Raw genomic sequence first — 20597 nt, forward strand, 5'->3', positions numbered from 1 at the left:
GAGGGCCAGCCGCCATCACCTCCTGCCCAGGCTGAAGGGGGGCACGCACCGGGGCACGGTGCGCCTGCACCATATCTGTCACCAGGCCATCCATGCCCGCTTCACCGAGGCGGAACTGGCCCGGCACCTGACCGAACCCGAGGCGCTGCGGGCCGAGCCCCGCCTGGCCGGCTTCCTGGCCTGGGTCGCCGGCAAGCCGCCGGACTTCCACGCCCCCACCCGCATATCGCGGGACCGCACGCCGAAATGGCGCTGACCGCGCCACCGGCCCCTGATTTCAACCCTTGCCTTGGCGTGATGGGGTGCCGCCGCTAGAACGCGGCGCTGCAGCACGCCTCCCGGAGCCCGCACCATGGCCGCCTACCAGTACATCTACGTCATGAAGGACCTGACCAAGTCCTATCCGGGCGGTCGCGAGGTCTTCAAAGGCATCACCCTCTCCTTCCTGCCCACGGCCAAGATCGGCGTGCTCGGCCCCAACGGCGCCGGCAAGTCCACGCTGATGCGGATCATGGCCGGGCAGGACAAGGAGTTCGGCGGCGAGGCCTGGGCGGCCGAGGGCGTGCGCGTGGGCTATCTCTCCCAGGAACCGCATCTCGATCCCACCAAGACCGTCGGCGAGAATGTCCGCGACGCCTTCGGCACGCTGACGGCCGATCTCGAGCGCTTCAACGAGATCAGCATGAAGTTCGCCGAGGAGATGTCCGAGGACGAGATGAACACCCTGCTGGCCGAGCAGGCCGAGCTGCAGGAGCGCATCGACGCCGCCAATGGCTGGGAACTGGACCGCACGGTGGACATCGCCCTCGATGCCCTGCGCTGCCCGCCCGCGGAGAGCGCCGTGACCCATCTCTCCGGCGGTGAGCGCCGCCGCGTGGCGCTGTGCAAGCTGCTTCTTGAGAAGCCCGAGCTGCTGCTGCTGGACGAGCCGACCAACCACCTGGACGCTGAGAGCGTCTCCTGGCTGGAGAAGACGCTGCGCGAGTACCAGGGCGCCGTGCTGATCGTCACCCATGACCGCTACTTCCTGGACAACGTGACGAACTGGATCCTTGAGGTCGATCGCGGCCGGGGCATCCCGTATGAGGGCAACTACTCCTCCTACCTCGCCGCCAAGCGCAAGCGCCTGCAGCAGGAGGAGAAGGAGGAGAGCAGCCGCCAGCGCCAGCTGGCCGAGGAGCAGGAATGGATCGGGCGCAGCCCGGCCGCGCGCCAGTCCAAGAGCAAGGCGCGCATCCAGGCCTATGAGGAGCTGCTGCAGAAGAGCCTCGACAAGGCGCCGGACCCCACCGAGATCCAGATCCCGCCCGCGCCGCGCCTGGGCAACATCGTCATCACCGCCGAGAACATCCGCAAGGCCTTCGGCAACCGCCTGCTGATCGACGACCTGTCCTTCAAGCTGCCGCCCGGCGGCATCGTCGGCGTCATCGGCCCGAACGGCGCGGGCAAGACCACGCTGTTCAAGATGATCACGGGCCGCGACAAGCCCGATTCCGGCACCATGATCATCGGCGACAGCGTCCAGCTCGGCTATGTCGACCAGAGCCGCGACACGCTGGACGACAAGAACACCGTCTGGAAGGAGATCTCCGACGGGCAGGAGCTGATCACCATGGGCAAGCGCCAGGTGCCCAGCCGTGCCTATTGCGCCGCCTTCAACTTCAAGGGCGGCGACCAGCAGAAGCCGGTCGGCGTCCTCTCGGGCGGTGAGCGCAACCGCGTGCACCTCGCGAAGATGCTGAAGAACCCGCACAACGTGCTGCTGCTGGACGAGCCGACCAACGACCTGGACGTGGATACGCTCCGTGCCCTGGAAGAGGCGCTGCAGGATTTCGCGGGCTGCGCGGTGATCATCTCGCATGACCGCTGGTTCCTGGACCGCCTGGCGACCCACATCCTCGCCTTCGAGGGCGACAGCCATGTCGAGTGGTTCGAGGGCAACTACCAGGCCTATGAGGCCGACAAGCGACGCCGCATGGGCGCGGCGGCGGACCAGCCGCACCGGATCAAGTACCGCCCCCTCACCAGGTAGGGCGGGCATGCAACCGGCGCTTCGCCTGGCCCGGTCCCGCGTCGTGAGGACGGCGCGGCTGACCCTGCTGCCGGTCGGGAAGGAGAACCTTCCCGACCTCATCCGCCTGAAGGGCGATCCCGAGGCCTTCGGCCTGATGCTCCATGGCGTCCGCACGCCCGAGCGGACGCAGGAGGAGCTGGAGGACGACATCGATTTCTGGGAGGTGCGGGGCTACGGCACCTGGGCCGTGCACCGCACGGAGGATGGCGAGTTCCTCGGCATCACCGGGTTGATGGAGCGGCCGGATGGCCGCGGCGTCGCCCTTCGCTACGCCCTCTGGCCGCATTGCCGCGGCCAGGGCTTCGCGCGGGAGGCGGCGAAGGCCGCGCTGGATTTCGGCCATGCCGCCGGTCTCCGCCGCATCATCGCGGTGGCGCGGGCGACCAACACCTCCTCCCGCGCGGTGATGGAGGATATCGGCATGGAACCGGCGGGCGAGTTCACCAATGCCGGCCATCGCATGCTGGTCTTCGAGAGCCGGCGGGCGGCCTGAATCCAGGCCGGCAGCGCCCGCGTCCCGGCGGGGAGGGATCCGCCGGCGTTGCCGTGCCGGGCCCGCTACCGCATCCTGCCCGTCCTTGCCGCAGGACAGCTGAGATGCCCCCACTCGACGCCCTCGAAGCCCTCCGCCCGGAGATGCAGGCCTGGCGGCGCGACTTCCACGCGCATCCGGAAACCGGTTTCCAGGAGGTCCGCACCTCCGGCATCGTGGCTGAGAAGCTGGAATCCTGGGGCATCGAGGTGCATCGGGGCCTCGGCCAGACCGGGGTCGTCGGCGTGCTGCGGGGCAAGCGGCCGGGCAACCGCAGCATCGGCCTGCGCGCCGACATGGACGCGCTGCCCATGCCCGAGCTGAACGACTTCGCCCATCGCAGCACCAATCCTGGCGCCATGCATGCCTGCGGCCATGATGGGCATACGGCCATGCTGCTGGGCGCCGCGAAGCACCTTGCCACCACGCGGGACTTCCCGGGCACGGTCCACTTCATCTTCCAGCCCGCCGAGGAAGGGCTGACCGGTGCGCTGGAAATGGTGAAGGACGGGCTCTTCACCCGCTTCCTCTGCGATGCCGTTTATGGGCTGCACAATCATCCCAGCATGCCGCTGGGCACCATCGCCATCCGCCCGGGCACCGTTCTCGCCGCGGTGGATTACTTCTCCATCCGCCTGCATGGCAGGAGCAGCCATGGCGCGGAGCCGCATAACGGGCTGGATCCGCTGCCCTGCGCCGTGCAGATCTACAACGCGCTGCAGACCCTCGTGAGCCGCCGCACCAGCCCACATGACACGGCCGTGCTCAGCATCGGCCAGTTCCATGCGGGCACCTCGGACATCGTGATCCCGGAGACGGTGGAGCTTCGCGGCACCATCCGCACCCTGCTGCCGGAGACGCATGACCGGCTCCACGGCCTGTTCCGCCAGGTGGTGGAGAACACCGCCGCCGCCCATGGGCTGCGGCTGGAACTGGATCTGAACTATTCCTACCCGCCCACCATCAACACCCCGGCCCAGGCAGCCCTGGCCGCCGAGGCGGCGGCGGATGTGGTGGGCGCCGACGGCATCAAGGCGGACCTGCCCTCGCTCACGGCGGGAGAGGACTTCGCCTATATGCTGCGGGAGACGAGTGGCGCCTTCCTGCTGCTCGGCCAGGCCGGCGAGTCCGAGACCAGCCGCACGCCCGTCCATAACGGGCGATACGACTTCAACGACGATCTTCTGCCGATCGGGGCCAGCTGCCTCGTCCGGCTGGTGGAGCGGGAGCTGGCGGGAGGCTAGCCGCTCCGGGGGGAGGGAGGGGCTAGCGCCCCTCGCGCGCCGCCAGCTGCGCCACCTGATTGCGCATCGCGTCCAGCAGGGCGGAGACGCGGCCGCCATTGCGGCTGATCACCGCCGAGTACTCGCTGCGCGTGGTCAGGCGCAGCGAGGTTCCCTCGGCGATCACATCCACCACGCGCGGCTGGCCGCCCACCTCGCCCACGCGCCAGTCCAGCGTGAAGGGCGCGCTGTTCGGGCGCTCGACGATGGTGTTCACCAGCGTGTCGTCCTCGGTGCGCTGCTGGGTGCGGCCGAGGGAGAAGCGGATGCCCTGGTACTCGCCGAACCGGGCGGACAGGTTGCGGATCAGCGTCTCCTCGAAGAGCCGCATATATTGCTGCTGCTCCTCCGGCGTCGCCTGGCGCCAGTAGCGGCCGAGGATGAAGCGGCCCACGCCCTCCACGTCCACGGCGCGCCGCAGGATCGCCGCCACCTGCTCGCGGCGCTGGGCTGCGGGGGCGCGCCCGTTGATGGCGGCCACCAGCTCCTGCCCCGTGGCCTGGATGAAGGCGGCGGCGCGGTTGGCATCCACGGCCTGGGCCCTGGCCGGCAGGGCACCCACGGCCCCGAGGGAGGCAAGGCCCAGGGAAGCGAGCAGGGGGCGACGGGCGATCAGCGTCTCGGGCATCGGGTCAGGCGTCTCGTTCTGTCATTGCGGCGCTTCGGGGCGGCCTTGGCCGCCGCGCCCGCGTTGCAGTTGGTGCGTCGGTTCCGCCGGCTCAACGCATCGCGTGCGGATATGTTCCGCGCCGGACGATTCCGTTACCCGGGCGGGCAGGCCGCCCTTTCTGCCTCAGGGCTGCTGCGGCGCGGGACCGGTGCTGCCCAGCCCGGAGCCAAGGCCCTGCGGCGCCGCCGGCACGGCGCCCGGCGTGTTCGCGATCTCCCGCGCGCGTTGCTGGCGATAGGCGCTCCGCAGCGTCGCATAGGGGTCGAGGCTGGTCCGCTGCACGTCGTCCAGGGTGTCGAGCAGGGATTCGCGCGTGCTGACCACGGTCGTGCCGGCACGGATGTAGCTCAGCGTATCCGCCAGGTCCCGGTTCCCGTAGGTCAGCCAGGTGAAAGGATCGGCCGCGATGCCGGCGGCGAAGCCCAGCAGGTCGCGCGGGTTGCTCGGGCCCAGGATCGGGATGAAGAGGTAGGGGCCTTCCTCCACCCCCGCAACGGCGAAGGTCTGGCCGAAATCCTCGGTATGCGGCGGCAGGCCGAACTCCGAGGCCACGTCGAAGATGCCGCCGACGCCCAGGGTGGTGTTCAGCAGGAAGCGGCCCAGCGTGGTGCCGAAGCGCTGCGTTTCGCCCTGCAGCGCGTCGTTCAGCGCGATCACGGGGCTGCGCAGGTTGCTCAGCACATTGGAGACGCCGGTGCGGACGGGCTGCGGCAGCACCTCCCGGTAGACCACGGCCACGGGGCGCAGCACCACCGTGTCGATCGCCTGGTGCACGTCGTACATCGCGCGGTTCCAGGGCTCGATCGGGTCGTTGGTCGCCCGGAACTCCTCGATCGCCTCGGGGTCGTCAGCCGGCGGGCGGGTGGCGCAGCCCGAAAGGGCACCGCCGAGCAGCCCGAATGCCAGGGTGGCGGCGAGGAGGCGGGGCAGGGGGAAGCGGAAATGGCGCATGGGTTCGGCGATCCTGATCCTGCCGCTGTTAGCACCCGCGGCGGCAAACGGGAAATCCGGGCGCGCGCCGGGGTCGCCCGGGTGGTGGATGCTCTCGTGATCCTGATCCGCCGGCCGAAACGGGGCGCCCGGCGCGACTTCACCATTTCGGCTTCCGCGCGGGATGCTCTATGAACCGCACCATGAACGAGATGTCGCCTCCCGCCCAGTCTCCGAAGGCCAACCAGTCTCCGAAGGCCAAGACGCTCCAGAGCTGGCTGACCGGTCCCCGCGTGGGCGCGCTGCCCTCGCTCACGGCCATGCCGGCGCCGCTGCTCTCCTTCGAATTCTTCCCGCCCCGCACCGAGGCCCTGGAAGCGCAGCTCTGGTCCTGCGTGAAGCGGCTGGAGCCGCTGCGGCCGCGCTTCGTCTCGGTCACCTATGGCGCCGGGGGCACCACCCAGGCCCGCACCCATGCCACGGTCACCCGCATCCTGCGGGAAACCTCCCTGACCCCCGCCGCCCACCTGACCTGCGTGGGCGCGACCCGGGACGAGGTGGACGAGGTGGCCCGGGGCTACTGGGAAGCGGGCGTGCGCCACATCGTCGCCCTGCGTGGCGACCCGCCTGCCGGCCAGGCCGGTTATGAGCCGCATCCGGGCGGCTACGCCTATGCCGCCGACCTCGTGGCCGGGCTGAAGCGGATCGGCGATTTCGAGATCTCGGTGGCCGCCTATCCGGAGGTGCACCCGACCGCCACCTCCCCCGATGACGACCTCGACAACCTCAAGCGCAAGATCGACGCGGGCGCGACCCGGGCCATCACCCAGTACTTCTTCGATGCCCCGACCTTCCTCCGCTTCATCGACCGTGCCCATGCCGCGGGTATCACCGTGCCGATCGTGCCGGGCATCCTGCCCGTGACGAATTTCGGCCAGGTGGCCAAGTTCTCCGCCATGTGCGGCGCCAAGGTGCCGGACTGGATGGCCCGCCTGTTCGATGGGCTGGAGGAGGATGCGGAAACCCGTCGCATGGTGGCGGCCGTGGTGGCCGCCGAGCAGGTGCGGCTGCTCCAGGCCAATGGCGTGGACGAGTTCCACTTCTACACGCTGAACCGCCCGGACCTGACCTACGCCATCGCCCATATCCTGGGCGCCCGCCCGCAGGGCTGAATCCCGGCGGGGTCAGGCGGCTTCGGCCCCCCCGGCAAGGCCGGGGGCGGCGAGGCGCCTCGCATGGTCCCGCAGATCAGCGGGCCAGCCCTCGGTCAGGGCCCGGAAACGCGCCGCATCCCCGGCGTAAAGGGCGCGCGAGGCTTCCTCATAGCCCGGCGCATCGCCGGCGATGGCGGCCATGAACCGGTCGGCCGCCTCCCGCGCCAGGCGCGCGGCCTCCGCGCCGGCATTCCCGCGCATCGCCGCCTCCACCAGCTTGCGCAGCGCCACCGAGGCGCCGCCGGGCTGTGCCGCCAGCCATTCCCAGTGGCGCGGCAGCAGCGTGACCTCCCGCGCGACCACGCCCAGCCTCGGCCGCCCGGGCCCGCGCGGCGGCGCGAGCCGCGCCAGAACCTCCGGGTCGGTGCCGCGCAGGTCGAAATCCACCTGCTGGCCCGTCCTGTCGTCGAAGACCAGCACCGGCCCGGCCTCCCCGGGGCGGGCGCGGATGGCCATGGCAACCTCTGCCGGCGTGCCGGAGGCTAGAAGGCGGTGGCCGTCAAAGGCGGTAACGCGCTGGACCGCGGTGTCCATGGCAGGAGTCCTCGAATCCCGGCCTATTTATGCCCGGGTAGTTTCCGGGCAAGATGGGGAGGCGCTGCCGGCAGGACGGGCCCGGCGCGCCGCGCTCCCTCAGTCCTGGACGCGCATGCGGCGATAGATCGGCCGCAGCAGGAACGGGCTCAGGAAGAGCGGGAACTGGCAGAGCGCAAAAAAGAGCAGGATCCGCGGATCGGTCGTGGCCGGCAGCACCGCGAAATACAGGGCCATGTTCCGGTTGCCCGAGAGCAGCCCCGCCGAGAGGGCCAGGCGGCGCCCCGCGGGCAGGAAGGCCGCGGCCGTCGCCGCGTTCAGCGCGAAGGAGCCGCCGAAGGCCAGGGCGATGCCGCCCAGCACGAAGCCCGGCGCCGCCATCAGCCGCGCCAGCACGCCATCCATGATCCCGAAGCCGTAGAGCACCACCAGCAGCACCACCGTGCCGTCCACCGCGCGCCCCCAGCGCTCCAGCACCTCCCGCGCGACCAAGCGGCGGATCAGCAGCGAAAGAACCAGCGGCAGCCCCACCACCAGCACCAGCCGCCCCATCAGCGCGGGCATGGAGATGGACAGGTCGATCCCCAGCAGCCCGAGAGCGAGGGGAGGGGCGGTAAAGGGCACGAGCAGGGTGGAGAGCACCGCGACGACGAGTGAGACTTCCCCATCCAGCCCCACAAGCCGGGCGAAGGCGGGGGAGGAGGTGGCGGCGCAGCCCGTGGCCATGATCACCAGCGCGGCGCCCAGGGGCCCGTCCAGCCCCGTGGCCCAGGCCACGGCGAAGGCCAGCACCGGGCAGGCCAGGAGCAGCCAGGCCAGCAGCGCCGCGACCAGGACGGGGCGCCGCAGATAGGCCAGCACCTGCGCCGGATCCACCCGCAGCAGCACCAGGGTCATCAGCCCCGCCACCACGGGGGTGACCACGTCGCGCAGCGCTGCGGCGACCGGGGGGGTCAGCAATCCCGCGAAAATCCCCACTGCCAGCAGCGCGCCGCCATGCCGGGCGGACCATTCGAGGGCAAGGCGAAGGGACAAGGGCGCTCCCGAATGCTTGGCGCGGGTTCGCGTCCCGTTCTATAGCCGCCCCCGTGTTCCCACCAGCCCAGCCCCCCGCCCCATTCCCCGATTCCGGGACCGACTACCTCGCCAAGCTCAATCCGGAGCAGCGCGAGGCCGTGGAGACGGTGGACGGGCCGCTGCTCGTCCTCGCCGGCGCGGGCACGGGCAAGACACGGGTTCTGACCACCCGCTTCGCCCATATCCTCATGACGCGCCGGGCCTTCCCCAACCAGGTGCTGGCCGTCACCTTCACCAACAAGGCGGCGAAGGAGATGCGCGAGCGAGTCTCCGCCATCCTCGGCCGTCCCGCGGAGGGGCTCTGGCTCGGTACCTTCCATGCCCTCTGCGCGCGGATGCTGCGGCGGCACGCCGAATATGTCGGGCTGACCAGCTCCTTCACCATCCTCGACACCGACGACCAGATGCGCCTGCTCAAGCAGGTGATGGATGCCGCCGTGGTGGACATCAAGCGCTGGCCCGCCCAGGGCATGATGGCGGTGATCCAGCGCTGGAAGGACCGTGGCCTGACGCCGGCCCGCGTCTCGCCCGCCGAGGACAGCGACTATGCCAACAACAAGGCCCGCTCCATCTACGAGGCCTACCAGTCGCGCCTGAAGGCCCTGAACGCCGCCGATTTCGGCGACCTGATGCTGCACATGACGGAGATCCTGCGCACCCAGCCAGACGTGCTGGCCCAGTATCACCGCGCCTTCCGCTACATCCTGGTGGACGAGTACCAGGACACGAACACCGTGCAGTATCTGTGGCTGCGCCTGCTGGCCCAGGGCCACCACAACATCTGCTGCGTGGGCGACGACGACCAGTCCATCTATTCCTGGCGCGGCGCGGAGGTGGAGAACATCCTGCGCTTCGAGAAGGACTTCCCCGGCGCCAGGATCGTGCGCCTGGAGTCCAACTACCGCTCCACCCGCCCCATCCTCGCCGCCGCCTCGCACCTCATTGCAAAGAACGAAGGCCGCCTGGGCAAGACGCTGCGCGCCGGGCGCAACGACGCCGATGGCGAGAAGGTCCGCGTGGTTTCCCTGTGGGACTCCGAGGAGGAGGCCCGCATGGTCGGCGAGCGGATCGAACAGGCACAGCGCAAGGGCGTGCCGCTGGGCCAGGCCGCCATCCTCGTCCGCGCCGGCTTCCAGACGCGCTCCTTCGAGGAGCGGCTGATTACTCTGGGTATCCCCTACCGCGTGGTGGGCGGGCAGAAGTTCTATGAGCGCGCGGAGATTCGCGACGCCATGGCCTATATGCGCGTGCTGCACCAGCCAAGCGACGACCTGGCCTTCGAGCGGATCGTGAACACGCCGAAGCGCGGCATCGGCGATGGCGCCCTGCAGCAGATGCATGTGGGGGCGCGGGAACAGGGCATCCCGCTCGCCATCGCCGCCGAGCGCCTGGCCCGCACCGAGGTGATGCGCGCCAAGCCCCGCGCCGCCATGCGGGAATTGTTCGACGGCTTCTCCCGCTGGCGCGCGCTGATGCAGCGCGAGGGCCATGTGGTGGCCGTGGCCACCATGCTCGATGAATCCGGCTACACGGAGATGTGGAAGCAGGACAAATCCGCGGAAGCCCCGGGGCGGCTGGAGAACCTGAAGGAGCTGGTCCGCGCGATCGGTGAGTTCGCGACGCTGGAAGGCTTCCTCGAACACGTCGCCCTCGTCATGGAGAATGACGAGAATGCCGAGGGCGAGCGCGTCTCGCTGATGACGCTGCACGCCGCCAAGGGGCTGGAATTCGACCTCGTCTTCCTGCCGGGCTGGGAGGAGGGGCTTTTCCCCCACCAGCGCGCGCTGGACGAGGGCGGGACCAAGTCTCTGGAGGAGGAGCGGCGCCTCGCCTATGTCGGCATCACCCGCGCGCGGAAGATGGCGGTGATCAGCCATGCGGCGAACCGCCGCGTCTATGGCAACTGGTCAGCCGCCATTCCCTCCCGCTTCCTGGACGAGCTGCCTCCTGGCGAGATCGAGCGCGAGGGCAGTGGCGCCGCCCAGCGCGGCCGCATGGTGAACGCGCCCACCGTCTTCTCCGGCCAGTTCCCGCTTTCCTCCCAGCGCCCGGCGCGGGTGATCGAGGCCGGTGCCTGGGAGGTGAAGGAACGCCCGGCACGCGCCGATGCCATGCGCGTGGGACAGCGGGTCTTCCACCAGAAATTCGGCTATGGGCGCGTCACGGCGGTGGAGGATGACCGCCTCGAAGTCGATTTCGAGAAGGCGGGCCAGAAGCGCGTCCTCGACCGTTTCGTGGAGAAGGCCTGATGTCGATCCCTGAGGAGCGCGCGTGATGTCGGTTGTTGAGGAGCGCGCGTGATGTCGCGACGCCACGCGCAGAATCTGGAAACCGTCTGGCTGGACTCCCTGCCCGAAGAAGCGGTGCCGGCCGTGGAGGCCGCGCTGCAGCGCGTCTGCCGCAGCGTCGCCCTTTTCCTCGATGAGCCGACGGATACCTGGCGCGTGGAAGGCGTGCGCGAGGAAGGGGCGAAGGAGGATGACCTCACCGCCGCCCTGGCCCTGGCCTCGCTGATGACGGGGCTGGACCTGCAGCCCCAGCGCCAGCCGGTAGAATCGGAGGGCTGGTTGGCCCGCACGGCCCAGGCCTTCCCGGAGCAGGAGATCGGCGGCCGCGTGCTGATCCGCCCCACCCATCTGCCGGATCGCCGCGTGCATGGCCGCACCGTGCTGAAGCTGGATGCGGGGCTGGCCTTCGGATCGGGCGAGCACGCCTCCACCCGCGGCTGCCTCATCGCCTTCGAAGGCGTTTCCCGCCGCATGCGCCCGCTGCCGAAGGACCAGCTGCGGTTGCTGGATCTCGGCGCCGGCTCGGGCATCCTGGCCATGGCGGCGGCCAAGGCGCTGCATCGCCGGGTGCTGGCGACGGATATCGAACCCTGGTCGGTGCGCGTGGCCGAGCAGAATGCGGCGATGAACGGGCTCAAGCCCCTGCTGCGCGCCGTGCTGGCCGATGGATGGAAGGCCCCCGTCGTGGCCCGCGGCAGCTACGACTTGGTCTTCGCCAATATTCTTGCGCGCCCGCTCTGCGCCATGGCGCAGGATCTCGCGCGGCACCTGCGGCCGGGCGGGACCGCTATCCTGGCCGGGCTTCTGGGCACCCAGGCCAACATGGTGATGGCCGCGCATCGCCGCGGCGGGCTGCGGCTGGAACGGCGGCTGAATTTCGGCCCCTGGACCACGCTGGTCCTGCGCAAGCCGGGCAAGGCCCCTTCCGCGGCCTGAGGCCGGGAAGCGCGGCCGGGCGGCGAACCGCCCGGCCTTCTGGATCCCGCCGGATCAGCCAGCGCGCTGCTTTTCGAAAACGGGCAGGCGCTCCAGCTCCTCGCGGGTCATGTTGAGCTGCGCGCGGCCATCGGCACTGTTCGTCATGCCGATGCGGTCGATCGGGATAATGGCCCGGCGCTCACCGAGGCCGAGGAAGCCGCCCCACTCGACCACCGCGCCGCGGACGCGCCAGTTGCGGTCGAGCACGAGGTCCTCGACATGCCCGGCATCCTTGCCATTGGCGCCGACGAGGTTCTTGTCGAGCAGCCGCGTCGCGTAGCGCGGATCCGCGACCGGCGCGGCATCGAAGCGCAGGATGGCCACGTGCAGCTGATCGGCCGCCTGCTGGGCCTGCTGCTGGCTCGCCTGGTTCGCCTCGCGCGCATGCAGGGCGGCCTGGGCCTCACCGGCGCGTTGCTGCGCCTCGCGATACACATCGGTCCGGCGCAGGCCGACAGGCAGCTGCATCATGGCTTCCTGGGCGCCCATCAGGGCCTCGCGGGCCTGCTCCATGGCCTCGTTCCGGCGCTCGCCGGCTGGCTGCTGCGCCATGGCCTGGATGGACTCCCGCAGGCGCTGAGCCGCAAGGCGCAGCTCCGCCATCGCATGCGTGTCGCCCTCCTGCACGATCGACGCATTGGCCGGACCCCGGCCGGGGCTCGCGTCCTGGGACCGCGCCTGTGCCGCAGTGCCAGCCTGGCCTTGCCCTGCCTGGTTCTGGATAGCCTGATTCTGGGTGGCCGGGTTCTGTGTCGTCTGGGCGTCCGCGAATTGCGGGCCGAGCAGGACGGCCGTGGCGAACACGGTGCTGGACAGCAGGTTTTTCATGGTGGCGCTCCTTTCAACAACGATGGCGGCAGGTGCGGAACCGCCGTCGCAGGAGAGCGCCTCACCATCGCCGATGGTTGTGCAAAGAAGGCATAAAAAAGGCGGAACTGCCCCATTCGGCCATAATTGCCCGGCAATCGCGCGGGGGGCGGGGCTCGAAACAGCACCGGCCCGCGGCGGCGCCCCAAGGGGGAGGAGCGCTTCGCGGGCCGGGCATCGGGATGGCGGCAGGGGGGAGCCCGCCATCCCGGTAACAATATGGAAGGCGCCGTCAGGCGGCGGCGCGCTTCCGGAAGGGATCATTCGCGGCGGCGGGCACCGGTGTCGTGGCGGCACGCGGGGCGGAGGACTCGCGGCGCTCGATGCCACCCTGCAGCACGAAGGGAATATCCCCACGGGTCAGGCCGATATCGGCCAGCTCACGGTCGGTGAGGGCCGTCAGCTCGGCCTCGGCGCGGCGGCGCTGGATCCAGGCGGCGAAGCCGGACACCAGGCGCTGCAGGCCGGAGGTGATCACGGCATTGCGGGCCTCGTTCGCCTGCCGCAGAACCTCGATCTGGCTCATCGGCTGGGCATTGGCGGGGAAGGGCATCATCGGCGCGGGGTGCTGCACCTGGGAGATGCGGGGGTTCATTGGTCTCTGTCCGTCTGTGGCCATCCTGTCGCGCGGGGATCCATATCCTCGCTGCCCGGATGCCTTCGGTGAGAGGTATATGCGCCTCTGATGCCGGCGGATGTCGCGTTGTTCATGTGGCTGAGCCATGCGCGGAGCGCATGGAAATCTGGGGAAACATGTCGTGGTTAACCATCTCGTGACAAATCCGCCGCAAAATCGCCTCTTATCCCTCCGTTCGGAGCTGGCGCGGCTGGGGGTGGACGGCTTCATCGTCCCGCGCGGGGATGAGTATCTCGGGGAATATGTTCCCCCTTCCGGCGAGCGCCTCGCCTGGCTCACCGGCTTCACCGGCTCCGCCGGCCTCGCCATCGTCCTGGCCGACCGCGCGGCGGTCTTCACCGATGGCCGCTACGTCACGCAGCTCGCGCAGCAGGCGGATCCGGCGCTCTGGGAACACTGCCACATCACCGAGCAGCCGCCGGCGGCCTGGCTGAAGGAACATGCCGCCGGCCGCCGCATCGGCTACGATCCCTGGCTGCATCCCCAGGCCGCGCTGGCCCGGCTCGCCGCCTCCGGCGTGACCCTCGTCCCGCTCGCCTCCAACCCGATCGACGCGGTCTGGGCGGACCGCCCCGGCGCGCCCGCCGCCGCCGCCGAGCCCTGGCCCGAGGAACTGGCCGGCCGCTCCGCCGCGGAGAAGCGGGAGGCCATCGCCAAGGACCTGCGGGACGCCGGGGAGGATGCGGTGGTCCTGGCCGATGCCCATTCCGTCGCCTGGCTGCTGAACATGCGCGGTGGGGATCTGGGGCATACGCCGATCGCCCTCGCTTTCGCGCTGCTGCGGAACGATGCCTCCACCACCGTCTTCATGGACCCCGCGAAGGCCGGCCCCGCGCTGCGGGAGGCGCTGGGCAATGCCGTTTCCATCGAGCCGCGCGCCGCGCTTCCCGCCGCCCTGGCCGCGCTGCGCGGGCGCAAGGTGCGTGTCGATCCCGAGCTGACGCCCGCCTGGTTCGCCACCACGCTGCAGGAGGCCGGGGCGGAGGTGTCGAAGGGCACCGACCCCGTCCGCATGCCCCGCGCCTGCAAGACCGGGGCGGAGCAGGATGGCGCCCGCGCCGCGCATCGCCGCGATGCCCGGGCCATGATCCGCTTCCTGCACTGGTTCGCGGTGGAGGCGCCGAAGGGCGGGCTCACCGAGTTGGCCGTGGGCGAGCGGCTGCTCGCCTTCCGCCAGGCCGAGGACCGCTTCCGGGCGGAATCCTTCCCCGCCATCACCGGCGCCGGGGAGCATGGCGCCATCATCCATTACCGTGCCACCGAGGCAACTGACCGGGCGGTGAGGCCGGACGAGTCCTTCCTGATCGACAGCGGCGCCCAGTACCTGGACGGCACCACCGACATCACCCGCACCCTGTGGACAGGCCCTGGCATGCCGCCCGCCGAGCTGCGCACGCGCTACACCCTCGTGCTGCGCGGGATGGTCGCGCTCGCCACCACGCGCTTCCCGGAAGGCGTCGCGGGGCCGCATCTCGACGCCATCGCCCGCCGCCCGCTCTGGGAGGCGGGGCTGGACTACGACCATGGCACCGGCCATGGCATTGGCGCCTTCCTGTCGGTGCATGAGGGGCCCGCGGCCTTCTCGCGGAACGCCGCGAACATCCCGCTGCAGGAGGGGATGATCCTCTCGGACGAACCCGGCTTCTACCTGCCCGGCGCCTATGGGATCCGGATCGAGAACCTGCTCCTCGTCCGCCCCGATCCGCGGGTGCCCGGGCCGAAGCGCTGGCTGGGCTTCGAGACCCTCACCCTCGTTCCCTTCGAGCGGGCGCTGATCGACACGGCCGCGCTCACCCCGGCGGAGCATGGCTGGATCGATGCCTACCACGCCCGCATCCTCGCCGAGATCGGGCCGGGTCTAGACGGTGCAGCGGCGGACTGGCTGCGCGCGGCCTGCGCGCCGCTCTGAGGTCCGTCCGGCGCCCTCTCCCGGCCCGGCCCCGCCGGATCGTCAGCCCCGACTGATGATCAGGCGTGCCCCAAGGCCGATGAAGATCGCCCCCGCCACACCGTTCAGCCATTGCGCCGCCCGGCCGGAGCGCGCCATCAGCCCCGCCGCCCTCGCAGCCCCGGCGATGATGGCGGCGAAGATCGGCACGGAGACCAGCGGCAGCACGGGGCCGAGGAGCAGCATCTGCAGCCATTCCGGTGCCCGCTCCGGGCTGGTGGAGACGAATTGGGGCAGGAAGGCCAGGAAGAAGAGGGCCACCTTCGGATTGGTCAGGTTCGTCAGGGCGCCCTGCAGCATGACGCGGCGCACCGGCACGCGCGACGGGGCGCCCAGGGCACCGCCCGCCCAGGCCGCGCGCAAGGACAGGATACCGAGCCAGAGGAGATAGGCGCCACCCGCCAGGCGCAGCGCCGCGAACAGGGCGGGCTCGGCCGCCAGCAGGGCGGCGACGCCCAGCGCGGCCATCAGGATGTGCACCGCCGCCCCACAATAGATTCCCAAGGCCGCCGCCCAGCCGCGCCGCGCGCCGCCGGCCAGGGTCTGGCCCAGCACGAACATCATGTCCGGCCCGGGCGCCAGCGCCACCACGATGCTGGCCAGGATGCAGGCAAGGAGAAGGGCGGGGTCGATCGGCATGGCCGCAGTCTCCCCATGGCTGCCGCGGGCGTCGAACGCCTTTTCCTGATCGCCTCCATCAGCACCGCTGATGCCCGCGGGGCGTGCCACCGCGCCACGCGCGATGAGAGTTGCGCGGCACCGGCACAAGCGCGAGAAGCGGGCCGATGGAAGCACAGGCCGAACCGGGTGACATGCTGCCGCGCACGGACATGCTGCCGCGCGGCTATGCGGCCGGCGCCGCGCTGCCCTGGTGGGCGAAGATCGGCGGCAAGCTCGCCATCGCCGCGCTTCGCCTGCCGCATGGGCTTCTGCGCCGCGCCGGGCTGATCCGGCACAGCTTCGTCGCGGATACCGAGGCGCGGCTCCTGGGGGAGCCGATGGCCCATGTGGCCCGCTTCGTCGCGCGCCATGGCCGCCCGCCGCGCGGCGTGCTGGAACTCGGGCCGGGGCGCATGGTCACCCGCGCCGCCGCCTATGCGGCGCTGGGATGCGGCCCCGTCACCTTCGTGGATGTGGAGGATGACGCGCCGCGCGAGGTGGAAGCCTATGCCCGTGTCGCCGATCTCGCCCGCGCTGCCGGGCTGCCCGCTCCGGCCCTGGGGGGCGCCGCCGATCGCGAAGCCGCCCTGGCCGCCTGCGATGCGCGGCTGCTCATCGGCGGGGCCGATGCCTTCGCCCGCATCCCCGACGCATCGGTGGAACTGGTCCTCTCCGATGTCGCGCTGGAGCATGTTCGCCGGGATGCCCTGCCGGGGCTGCTCGCCGAGCTGCGCCGGATCTCCGCCCCCGCCGCGCTGGGCATCCACGCCGTGGACTTCCACGACCATGTCGGCGGCGCGCTCAACACCCTCCGCTTCCCGCCCTCCTTCTGGGAAGGCGGGCTGGTCGCGCGCAGCGGGCTCTACGTGAACCGGCTGGGCCTGTCGCAACTCCGCGCGGCCTTCGCGGCGGCGGGCTTCACGACGCGTGTCACGGAGATCCGCCGCTGGCCCGAGCCCCCCGCCGGGGCCGGGCATGCCCATCCCGCACTGCGCCGCCCGGGGGAGGACGATCTGGTGGCCTTCGCCCGGATTGAGGCGGAACCGGCGCCCCGCTGAGGGCGGCGCGGCTTCGCTCAGCCCTCCGCGAAGCCCGCCATCTCCCGCCACTGCGCCTCGGTCAGCATCGCCAGGCCGAGCTCCGCCGCCTTCTTCGCCTTGGACCCCGCATCGGCGCCGACCACGACGAAATCCGTCTTCTTCGAGACGGACTTCACCACCTTCGCCCCCATCTGCTCCGCGCGCGCCTCGGCCTCCTGCCGCGTCATCGTCTCCAGGCTGCCGGTGAAAACGATGGACTTGCCGGAAAGCGCGCCCTCCGCCACCGCCTCGGCGGGCTCGGGCGAGACCTCGCGCAGCAGGTCGTCCAGCGCCTCCACGTTACGCGTCTCGGAGAAGAAGGCCACCAGCTCCTGGGCAATGGCGGGGCCGATGCCCTGGATGCCGCCCAAATCCTCCCGCGCCTCGCTGCCGATGATGCGCGCATCCAGCATCGCCTGCCGCCAGGCCTCCGCCGTGTGATAGTGGCGCGCGAGAAGCCGCGCGTTCTGCTCGCCGATGCGGCGGATGCCCAGGGCGAAGATGAAGCGCTCCAGGCTCACGCTCCGCCGCGCCTCGATGGCGGCGAGAAGATTGGCGACCTTCTTGGATTCCCCTTTCGCGCTGCCGCCCCAGCCCTTCCAGCCGCGCAGCGTCGCCACATGCTCCTTCAGGCGGAAGATGTCGGCCGGCGTGGTGACCAGCTTCGCCTCGTGCAGCAGCACGACATTCTCGATCCCAAGCCCTTCGATATCCATCGCGTTGCGGGATGCGAAGTGGATGAGCCGCTCCACCTGCTGCGCGGGGCAGATCAGGCCGCCGGTGCAGCGGCGCACCACCTCGCCCTCCGGCCGGATGGCGGGGCTGCCGCATTCCGGGCAGGTGGCGGGGGGCTGCCAGGGCTCGCCGCGGCCGGGGCGTTCGGGGTCCACCACGCGGATGATCTGCGGGATCACGTCGCCCGCGCGCTGCAGCTCCACCGTGTCGCCCACGCGCGCGTCGCGGCGGGCCACCTCGTCCTCGTTATGCAGCGTGGCGTGCTGCACCATCACGCCGCCGACATTCACCGGCTGCATCACCGCGCGCGGCGTCAGCGCGCCGGTGCGTCCGACCTGGATCTGGATCTCCAGCAGCTTCGTTACCGCGCGCTCGGCCGGGAACTTCCACGCGATGGCCCAGCGCGGCGCGCGGCCGACGAAACCGAGGCGGGACTGCCAGTCCAGCCGGTCCAGCTTGTAGACGATGCCGTCGATATCATAGTCCAGCCCCGCCCGGCGCTCGCCCATGCCTGCCTGGAAATCCGCGGCCGCGTGCTCGTTATCCAGAAGTTGCGACAGCGGGTTCACCCGGAAGCCCCAGCGCCGCAGCGTTTCCAGATAATCCCAATGCGTTTCCGCGACCGGCGAGGAGGAGGCGCCCTGGGCATAGGCGAAGAGGCGCAGGGGCCGGCGCGCGGTCACCTTCGGGTCCAGCTGCCGCAGCGAGCCCGCCGCCGCGTTGCGCGGGTTCACGGGGATGCGCACGGCTTCGCCCGCCTTCTCCCCGGCCTCGCGTCGCCGCTCGCGCTCCTCGAACAGCCGCGTCTGCTCGGCATGGAAGGCCATGAAATCGGCCTTGGTCATGAAGACCTCGCCGCGGATCTCGATGCGGTCGGGGAAGGGGGGCTTCAGCCGGCGCGGCAGCTCATCCAGCGTCTTCAGGTTCTCGGTGATGTCCTCGCCTTCGGTCCCGTCCCCGCGCGTCGCGCCGCGGGTGAAGACGCCGTCCTCATAGGTGAGGTTGACCGAGAGCCCATCGATCTTCGGCTCCGCCACGAAGCGCAGCACCTCCTCCGCCGAAAGCCCGAGGAAGCGGCGGATGCGCGCCGCGAATTCCGCGAAGTCCTCGGGGGAGAAGGCGTTGTCCAGGGAGAGCATCGGCGTGCCGTGGCGTGCCTTGGCGAAGCCGGCGGCCGGGGCATCGCCCACGCGGCGGGACGGGCTGTCCTCCCGCACCAACTCCGGGAAGCGCGCCTCGATCGCCTGGTTCCGCCGGAACAGCGCGTCATAATCCGCATCGGACATGATCGGCGAATCATGGACGTGATAGGCGGCATTCGCCTCCGCGATGCGGGCGGCAAGGCTTTCCAGCTCCTGGGCGGCTTCCGCCTCGGTCATCTCCTCGGGTGGAAGGGCAGGGGAGGGATTCTTGGCGGCCATCATCCCCGGAGATAGCAGGGGCCCGGCTGCCACGGAACGTGGGCCACCGCGTTGTCACCCGCATGACGCCCGAGGAATGGATCCGCCCCGCCGGCCTGGAGGCCGCCCGCGCCGCCCAGCGCGAGATCGCCGCCCGCGCCGAGGTCCAGGACCGCCTGCCGCCCGCGCCGGCCCTGGTGGCCGGGGTGGATTGCGCCGGTGCCGCGCGGGGCGGGCCGGACCGGGTCCGGGCCATGGCCGTGCTGCTGGGCATCGCGGCCCCGTCCCAGCCCCGGGCGACGAGCCTGGCCGAGGGCGTTCCCCGCTTCCCCTACATCCCCGGCTTTCTCGGATTCCGGGAGATCCCCTTCGTGCTGGAGGCCGTGGCGAAGCTGCCGGAACGCCCGGAGCTGATCCTGGTGGATGGGCATGGCACCAGCCATCCGCGCGGCTGCGGGATCGCCACCCATCTGGGCGTGGTGCTGGACCTGCCGACGGTGGGCGTCGCCAAGTCGATCCTGGTCGGGAGGGTGGCGGGCGAGCTGGGCATGGAGGCGGGCAGCACCGCCCCGCTGGTCTGGAAGGGCCGCCGCATCGGCACGGCGCTGCGCAGCAGGCGCGGCGTGCAGCCCCTGTTTATCTCCACCGGCCACCGCGTCTCGCTGGAGACGGCGGTGGCGCGGGTCACGGAATGGCTGGCCGGCTACCGCCTGCCCGAACCCACCCGCCTTGCCGACAAGCTGGCCGGGCAGGCCCGGAGAGCCATCGAGCGGCAGGCGAGCCTGCTGCCCGAATAGGCGGCCGCCCCAGGGCTGGCGGGCCCGATGGCGGCCTGCATGATCAGCCCGGGCCGGCGATCTGCTTCTGCCCCTGCCCCTGCCCCTGCCCGCGCCGCAGCGCGGCCAGCCGGTCGGACAGGTTGGCCGGCGCCGCGCCCTTGCCCGAGGCGGCGGCCAGGGCGGCCGCGATGTTCGGGTCCTCCTTCTCCGGCTGGGTCGGGGTCAGGAGCTTCGCCTTGGCATTAGCGGCCTCCGCCTGGGCCAGGTCGCGCGCGGCGGCATCCTGCATGGCCTTCAGCGCCACGCTCAGCCCGCTGGTCGCGCCGGAAAGCCCGGCCGCCTGCCGCGCCGCCTCGGCCCGCCGCTCCGCCGCGTCGCGCTGGGCATCGGCGCGGGTCATGTCCCGCTGCGCCCGCGTCAGCTCGGCGCGCGCGGAGCGCAGCTTCTGGCCGGCCTGGTCATAGGTCTGCTGCAGGGTCTGCATGAACTCATGCGCGTCCGCCGCGTCCTGCTTCTCCCGCTCGATCTCGGGGGCCATCTCCTCCAACATGCCCAGCAGCGTGGTGAGGGAGCGTTCCAGCTCCGCCTTCCTCGCCGGGTCCGCCTCGGCCTCCAGGCGCGCGTTCAGCTGCTCGGCGGCCGCCATGCGCTGGGTGGAGAGGGCCTGGATGGCATCGGCCTCCTTCCTCTCCTTCTCATAGGCCTGGCGCGCCTCGGCCACCTGCAGGCCCAGCTGGTCCAGATGCTGCTCCATCGTGCGCAGCTCGGCCTCCGTGGCCGATTTCGGGTCCCAGCGAACGATCGCCTCGACCGCGTTGTTCACGGCCTGGTCGGTCTTCACGCCAACGAGGTTCCGGATGAATGCGAGCATCGTCTTCTCCGTGTGATGAAGGGGCTGGGCGATAGAATGGC

The 20597-nt window shown here is 71.0% G+C and carries 19 protein-coding genes; 10 read left to right on the top strand and 9 right to left on the bottom strand.

The genetic code is table 11. The annotated features are described in order from the left end of the window. Positions 1 to 58 precede the first annotated feature (58 nt). The 4 genes from J8J14_RS12265 to J8J14_RS12280 all read left to right on the top strand — a co-directional run bounded on the left by J8J14_RS12265 (position 59) and on the right by J8J14_RS12280 (position 3850). A complete protein-coding gene (locus J8J14_RS12265) occupies positions 59 to 256 on the top strand; it encodes an HNH endonuclease (protein ID WP_245215710.1) in 198 nt (65 codons plus the stop codon). A 96-nt stretch (positions 257 to 352) separates the two neighbouring features. Next, positions 353 to 2032 carry an energy-dependent translational throttle protein EttA gene (gene ettA, locus J8J14_RS12270; protein WP_209379792.1) on the top strand — a complete coding sequence of 560 codons (1680 nt, stop codon included), beginning with the start codon at positions 353 to 355 and terminating at the stop codon, positions 2030 to 2032. Between the two features lie 7 nt (positions 2033 to 2039). Beyond that, positions 2040 to 2567: a GNAT family N-acetyltransferase gene (locus tag J8J14_RS12275; RefSeq protein WP_209379793.1), complete on the top strand. Its 528-nt coding sequence runs from the start codon at positions 2040 to 2042 to the stop codon at positions 2565 to 2567. Positions 2568 to 2671: 104 nt separating this feature from the next. Continuing rightward, a complete protein-coding gene (locus J8J14_RS12280; protein WP_209379794.1) occupies positions 2672 to 3850 on the top strand; it encodes a M20 aminoacylase family protein in 1179 nt (392 codons plus the stop codon). Between the two features lie 22 nt (positions 3851 to 3872). Here the strand turns inward: J8J14_RS12280 and J8J14_RS12285 are convergent, their stop codons facing one another. Further along, entirely contained in the window at positions 3873 to 4517 is a 645-nt protein-coding gene (locus tag J8J14_RS12285) for an MlaC/ttg2D family ABC transporter substrate-binding protein (RefSeq protein ID WP_209379795.1), read from the bottom strand. Positions 4518 to 4682: 165 nt separating this feature from the next. Continuing rightward, complete coding sequence (locus tag J8J14_RS12290) at positions 4683 to 5510, bottom strand: MlaA family lipoprotein (protein WP_209379796.1); 828 nt, start codon at positions 5508 to 5510, stop codon at positions 4683 to 4685. A gap of 191 nt (positions 5511 to 5701) precedes the next feature. Between J8J14_RS12290 and metF the strand changes: the two genes are divergently transcribed. Further along, positions 5702 to 6661: a methylenetetrahydrofolate reductase [NAD(P)H] gene (gene metF / locus J8J14_RS12295; protein WP_408895951.1), complete on the top strand. Its 960-nt coding sequence runs from the start codon at positions 5702 to 5704 to the stop codon at positions 6659 to 6661. 12 nt (positions 6662 to 6673) lie between these two features. On the opposite strand, the gene J8J14_RS12300 is transcribed toward metF, so the two are convergent. Next, positions 6674 to 7237 (bottom strand): DUF2239 family protein, encoded by a 564-nt coding sequence (locus tag J8J14_RS12300; RefSeq protein WP_209379797.1) that lies wholly within the window; start codon positions 7235 to 7237, stop codon positions 6674 to 6676. Between the two features lie 99 nt (positions 7238 to 7336). Then, a complete protein-coding gene (locus J8J14_RS12305) occupies positions 7337 to 8272 on the bottom strand; it encodes a hypothetical protein (protein ID WP_209379798.1) in 936 nt (311 codons plus the stop codon). Between the two features lie 53 nt (positions 8273 to 8325). Between J8J14_RS12305 and J8J14_RS12310 the strand changes: the two genes are divergently transcribed. After that, on the top strand, positions 8326 to 10563 hold the full coding sequence (locus tag J8J14_RS12310) for an ATP-dependent helicase (RefSeq protein ID WP_209379799.1): 2238 nt from the start codon (positions 8326 to 8328) through the stop codon (positions 10561 to 10563). Positions 10564 to 10614: 51 nt separating this feature from the next. Next, a complete protein-coding gene (locus J8J14_RS12315; RefSeq protein WP_209379800.1) occupies positions 10615 to 11538 on the top strand; it encodes a 50S ribosomal protein L11 methyltransferase in 924 nt (307 codons plus the stop codon). A gap of 54 nt (positions 11539 to 11592) precedes the next feature. On the opposite strand, the gene J8J14_RS12320 is transcribed toward J8J14_RS12315, so the two are convergent. Continuing rightward, entirely contained in the window at positions 11593 to 12408 is an 816-nt protein-coding gene (locus J8J14_RS12320) for a PRC-barrel domain-containing protein (RefSeq protein WP_245215711.1), read from the bottom strand. Positions 12409 to 12679: 271 nt separating this feature from the next. Then, positions 12680 to 13042: a DUF1127 domain-containing protein gene (locus J8J14_RS12325; RefSeq protein ID WP_209379801.1), complete on the bottom strand. Its 363-nt coding sequence runs from the start codon at positions 13040 to 13042 to the stop codon at positions 12680 to 12682. Positions 13043 to 13205: 163 nt separating this feature from the next. On the opposite strand from J8J14_RS12325, the gene J8J14_RS12330 reads away from it, so the two are divergent. Then, a complete protein-coding gene (locus tag J8J14_RS12330) occupies positions 13206 to 14993 on the top strand; it encodes an aminopeptidase P family protein (RefSeq protein WP_342452438.1) in 1788 nt (595 codons plus the stop codon). 42 nt (positions 14994 to 15035) lie between these two features. Here the strand turns inward: J8J14_RS12330 and J8J14_RS12335 are convergent, their stop codons facing one another. Further along, a complete protein-coding gene (locus J8J14_RS12335) occupies positions 15036 to 15671 on the bottom strand; it encodes a LysE family translocator (protein ID WP_209379803.1) in 636 nt (211 codons plus the stop codon). A gap of 173 nt (positions 15672 to 15844) precedes the next feature. On the opposite strand from J8J14_RS12335, the gene J8J14_RS12340 reads away from it, so the two are divergent. Next, a complete protein-coding gene (locus J8J14_RS12340) occupies positions 15845 to 16750 on the top strand; it encodes a hypothetical protein (protein WP_209379804.1) in 906 nt (301 codons plus the stop codon). Between the two features lie 17 nt (positions 16751 to 16767). Here J8J14_RS12340 and ligA read toward each other — a convergent pair whose 3' ends face one another. Next, entirely contained in the window at positions 16768 to 18930 is a 2163-nt protein-coding gene (gene ligA, locus J8J14_RS12345; RefSeq protein ID WP_408895933.1) for an NAD-dependent DNA ligase LigA, read from the bottom strand. Positions 18931 to 18965: 35 nt separating this feature from the next. Here ligA and J8J14_RS12350 point away from each other — a divergent pair, with 35 nt between their 5' ends. Continuing rightward, complete coding sequence (locus J8J14_RS12350; RefSeq protein ID WP_342452439.1) at positions 18966 to 19703, top strand: endonuclease V; 738 nt, start codon at positions 18966 to 18968, stop codon at positions 19701 to 19703. A gap of 43 nt (positions 19704 to 19746) precedes the next feature. On the opposite strand, the gene J8J14_RS12355 is transcribed toward J8J14_RS12350, so the two are convergent. Further along, on the bottom strand, positions 19747 to 20556 hold the full coding sequence (locus J8J14_RS12355) for a hypothetical protein (protein ID WP_209379805.1): 810 nt from the start codon (positions 20554 to 20556) through the stop codon (positions 19747 to 19749). Between the last annotated feature and the right edge of the window lie 41 nt (positions 20557 to 20597).

The organism is Pararoseomonas baculiformis (assembly GCF_017813395.1).
Lineage (GTDB): Bacteria > Pseudomonadota > Alphaproteobacteria > Acetobacterales > Acetobacteraceae > Roseomonas > Roseomonas baculiformis.

What these genes read in the sequence shown, in the direction of transcription:
- ettA (WP_209379792.1), top strand. Translation starts at nt 353, where the DNA reads ATGGCCGCCTACCAGTACATCTACGTCATGAAGGACCTGACCAAGTCC.
- J8J14_RS12275 (WP_209379793.1), top strand. Translation starts at nt 2,040, where the DNA reads ATGCAACCGGCGCTTCGCCTGGCCCGGTCCCGCGTCGTGAGGACGGCG.
- J8J14_RS12280 (WP_209379794.1), top strand. Translation starts at nt 2,672, where the DNA reads ATGCCCCCACTCGACGCCCTCGAAGCCCTCCGCCCGGAGATGCAGGCC.
- J8J14_RS12285 (WP_209379795.1), bottom strand. Translation starts at nt 4,517, where the DNA reads ATGCCCGAGACGCTGATCGCCCGTCGCCCCCTGCTCGCTTCCCTGGGC.
- J8J14_RS12290 (WP_209379796.1), bottom strand. Translation starts at nt 5,510, where the DNA reads ATGCGCCATTTCCGCTTCCCCCTGCCCCGCCTCCTCGCCGCCACCCTG.
- metF (WP_408895951.1), top strand. Translation starts at nt 5,702, where the DNA reads ATGTCGCCTCCCGCCCAGTCTCCGAAGGCCAACCAGTCTCCGAAGGCC.
- J8J14_RS12300 (WP_209379797.1), bottom strand. Translation starts at nt 7,237, where the DNA reads ATGGACACCGCGGTCCAGCGCGTTACCGCCTTTGACGGCCACCGCCTT.
- J8J14_RS12315 (WP_209379800.1), top strand. Translation starts at nt 10,615, where the DNA reads ATGTCGCGACGCCACGCGCAGAATCTGGAAACCGTCTGGCTGGACTCC.
- J8J14_RS12320 (WP_245215711.1), bottom strand. Translation starts at nt 12,408, where the DNA reads ATGAAAAACCTGCTGTCCAGCACCGTGTTCGCCACGGCCGTCCTGCTC.
- J8J14_RS12325 (WP_209379801.1), bottom strand. Translation starts at nt 13,042, where the DNA reads ATGAACCCCCGCATCTCCCAGGTGCAGCACCCCGCGCCGATGATGCCC.
- J8J14_RS12335 (WP_209379803.1), bottom strand. Translation starts at nt 15,671, where the DNA reads ATGCCGATCGACCCCGCCCTTCTCCTTGCCTGCATCCTGGCCAGCATC.
- J8J14_RS12340 (WP_209379804.1), top strand. Translation starts at nt 15,845, where the DNA reads ATGCTGCCGCGCACGGACATGCTGCCGCGCGGCTATGCGGCCGGCGCC.
- ligA (WP_408895933.1), bottom strand. Translation starts at nt 18,930, where the DNA reads ATGATGGCCGCCAAGAATCCCTCCCCTGCCCTTCCACCCGAGGAGATG.
- J8J14_RS12355 (WP_209379805.1), bottom strand. Translation starts at nt 20,556, where the DNA reads ATGCTCGCATTCATCCGGAACCTCGTTGGCGTGAAGACCGACCAGGCC.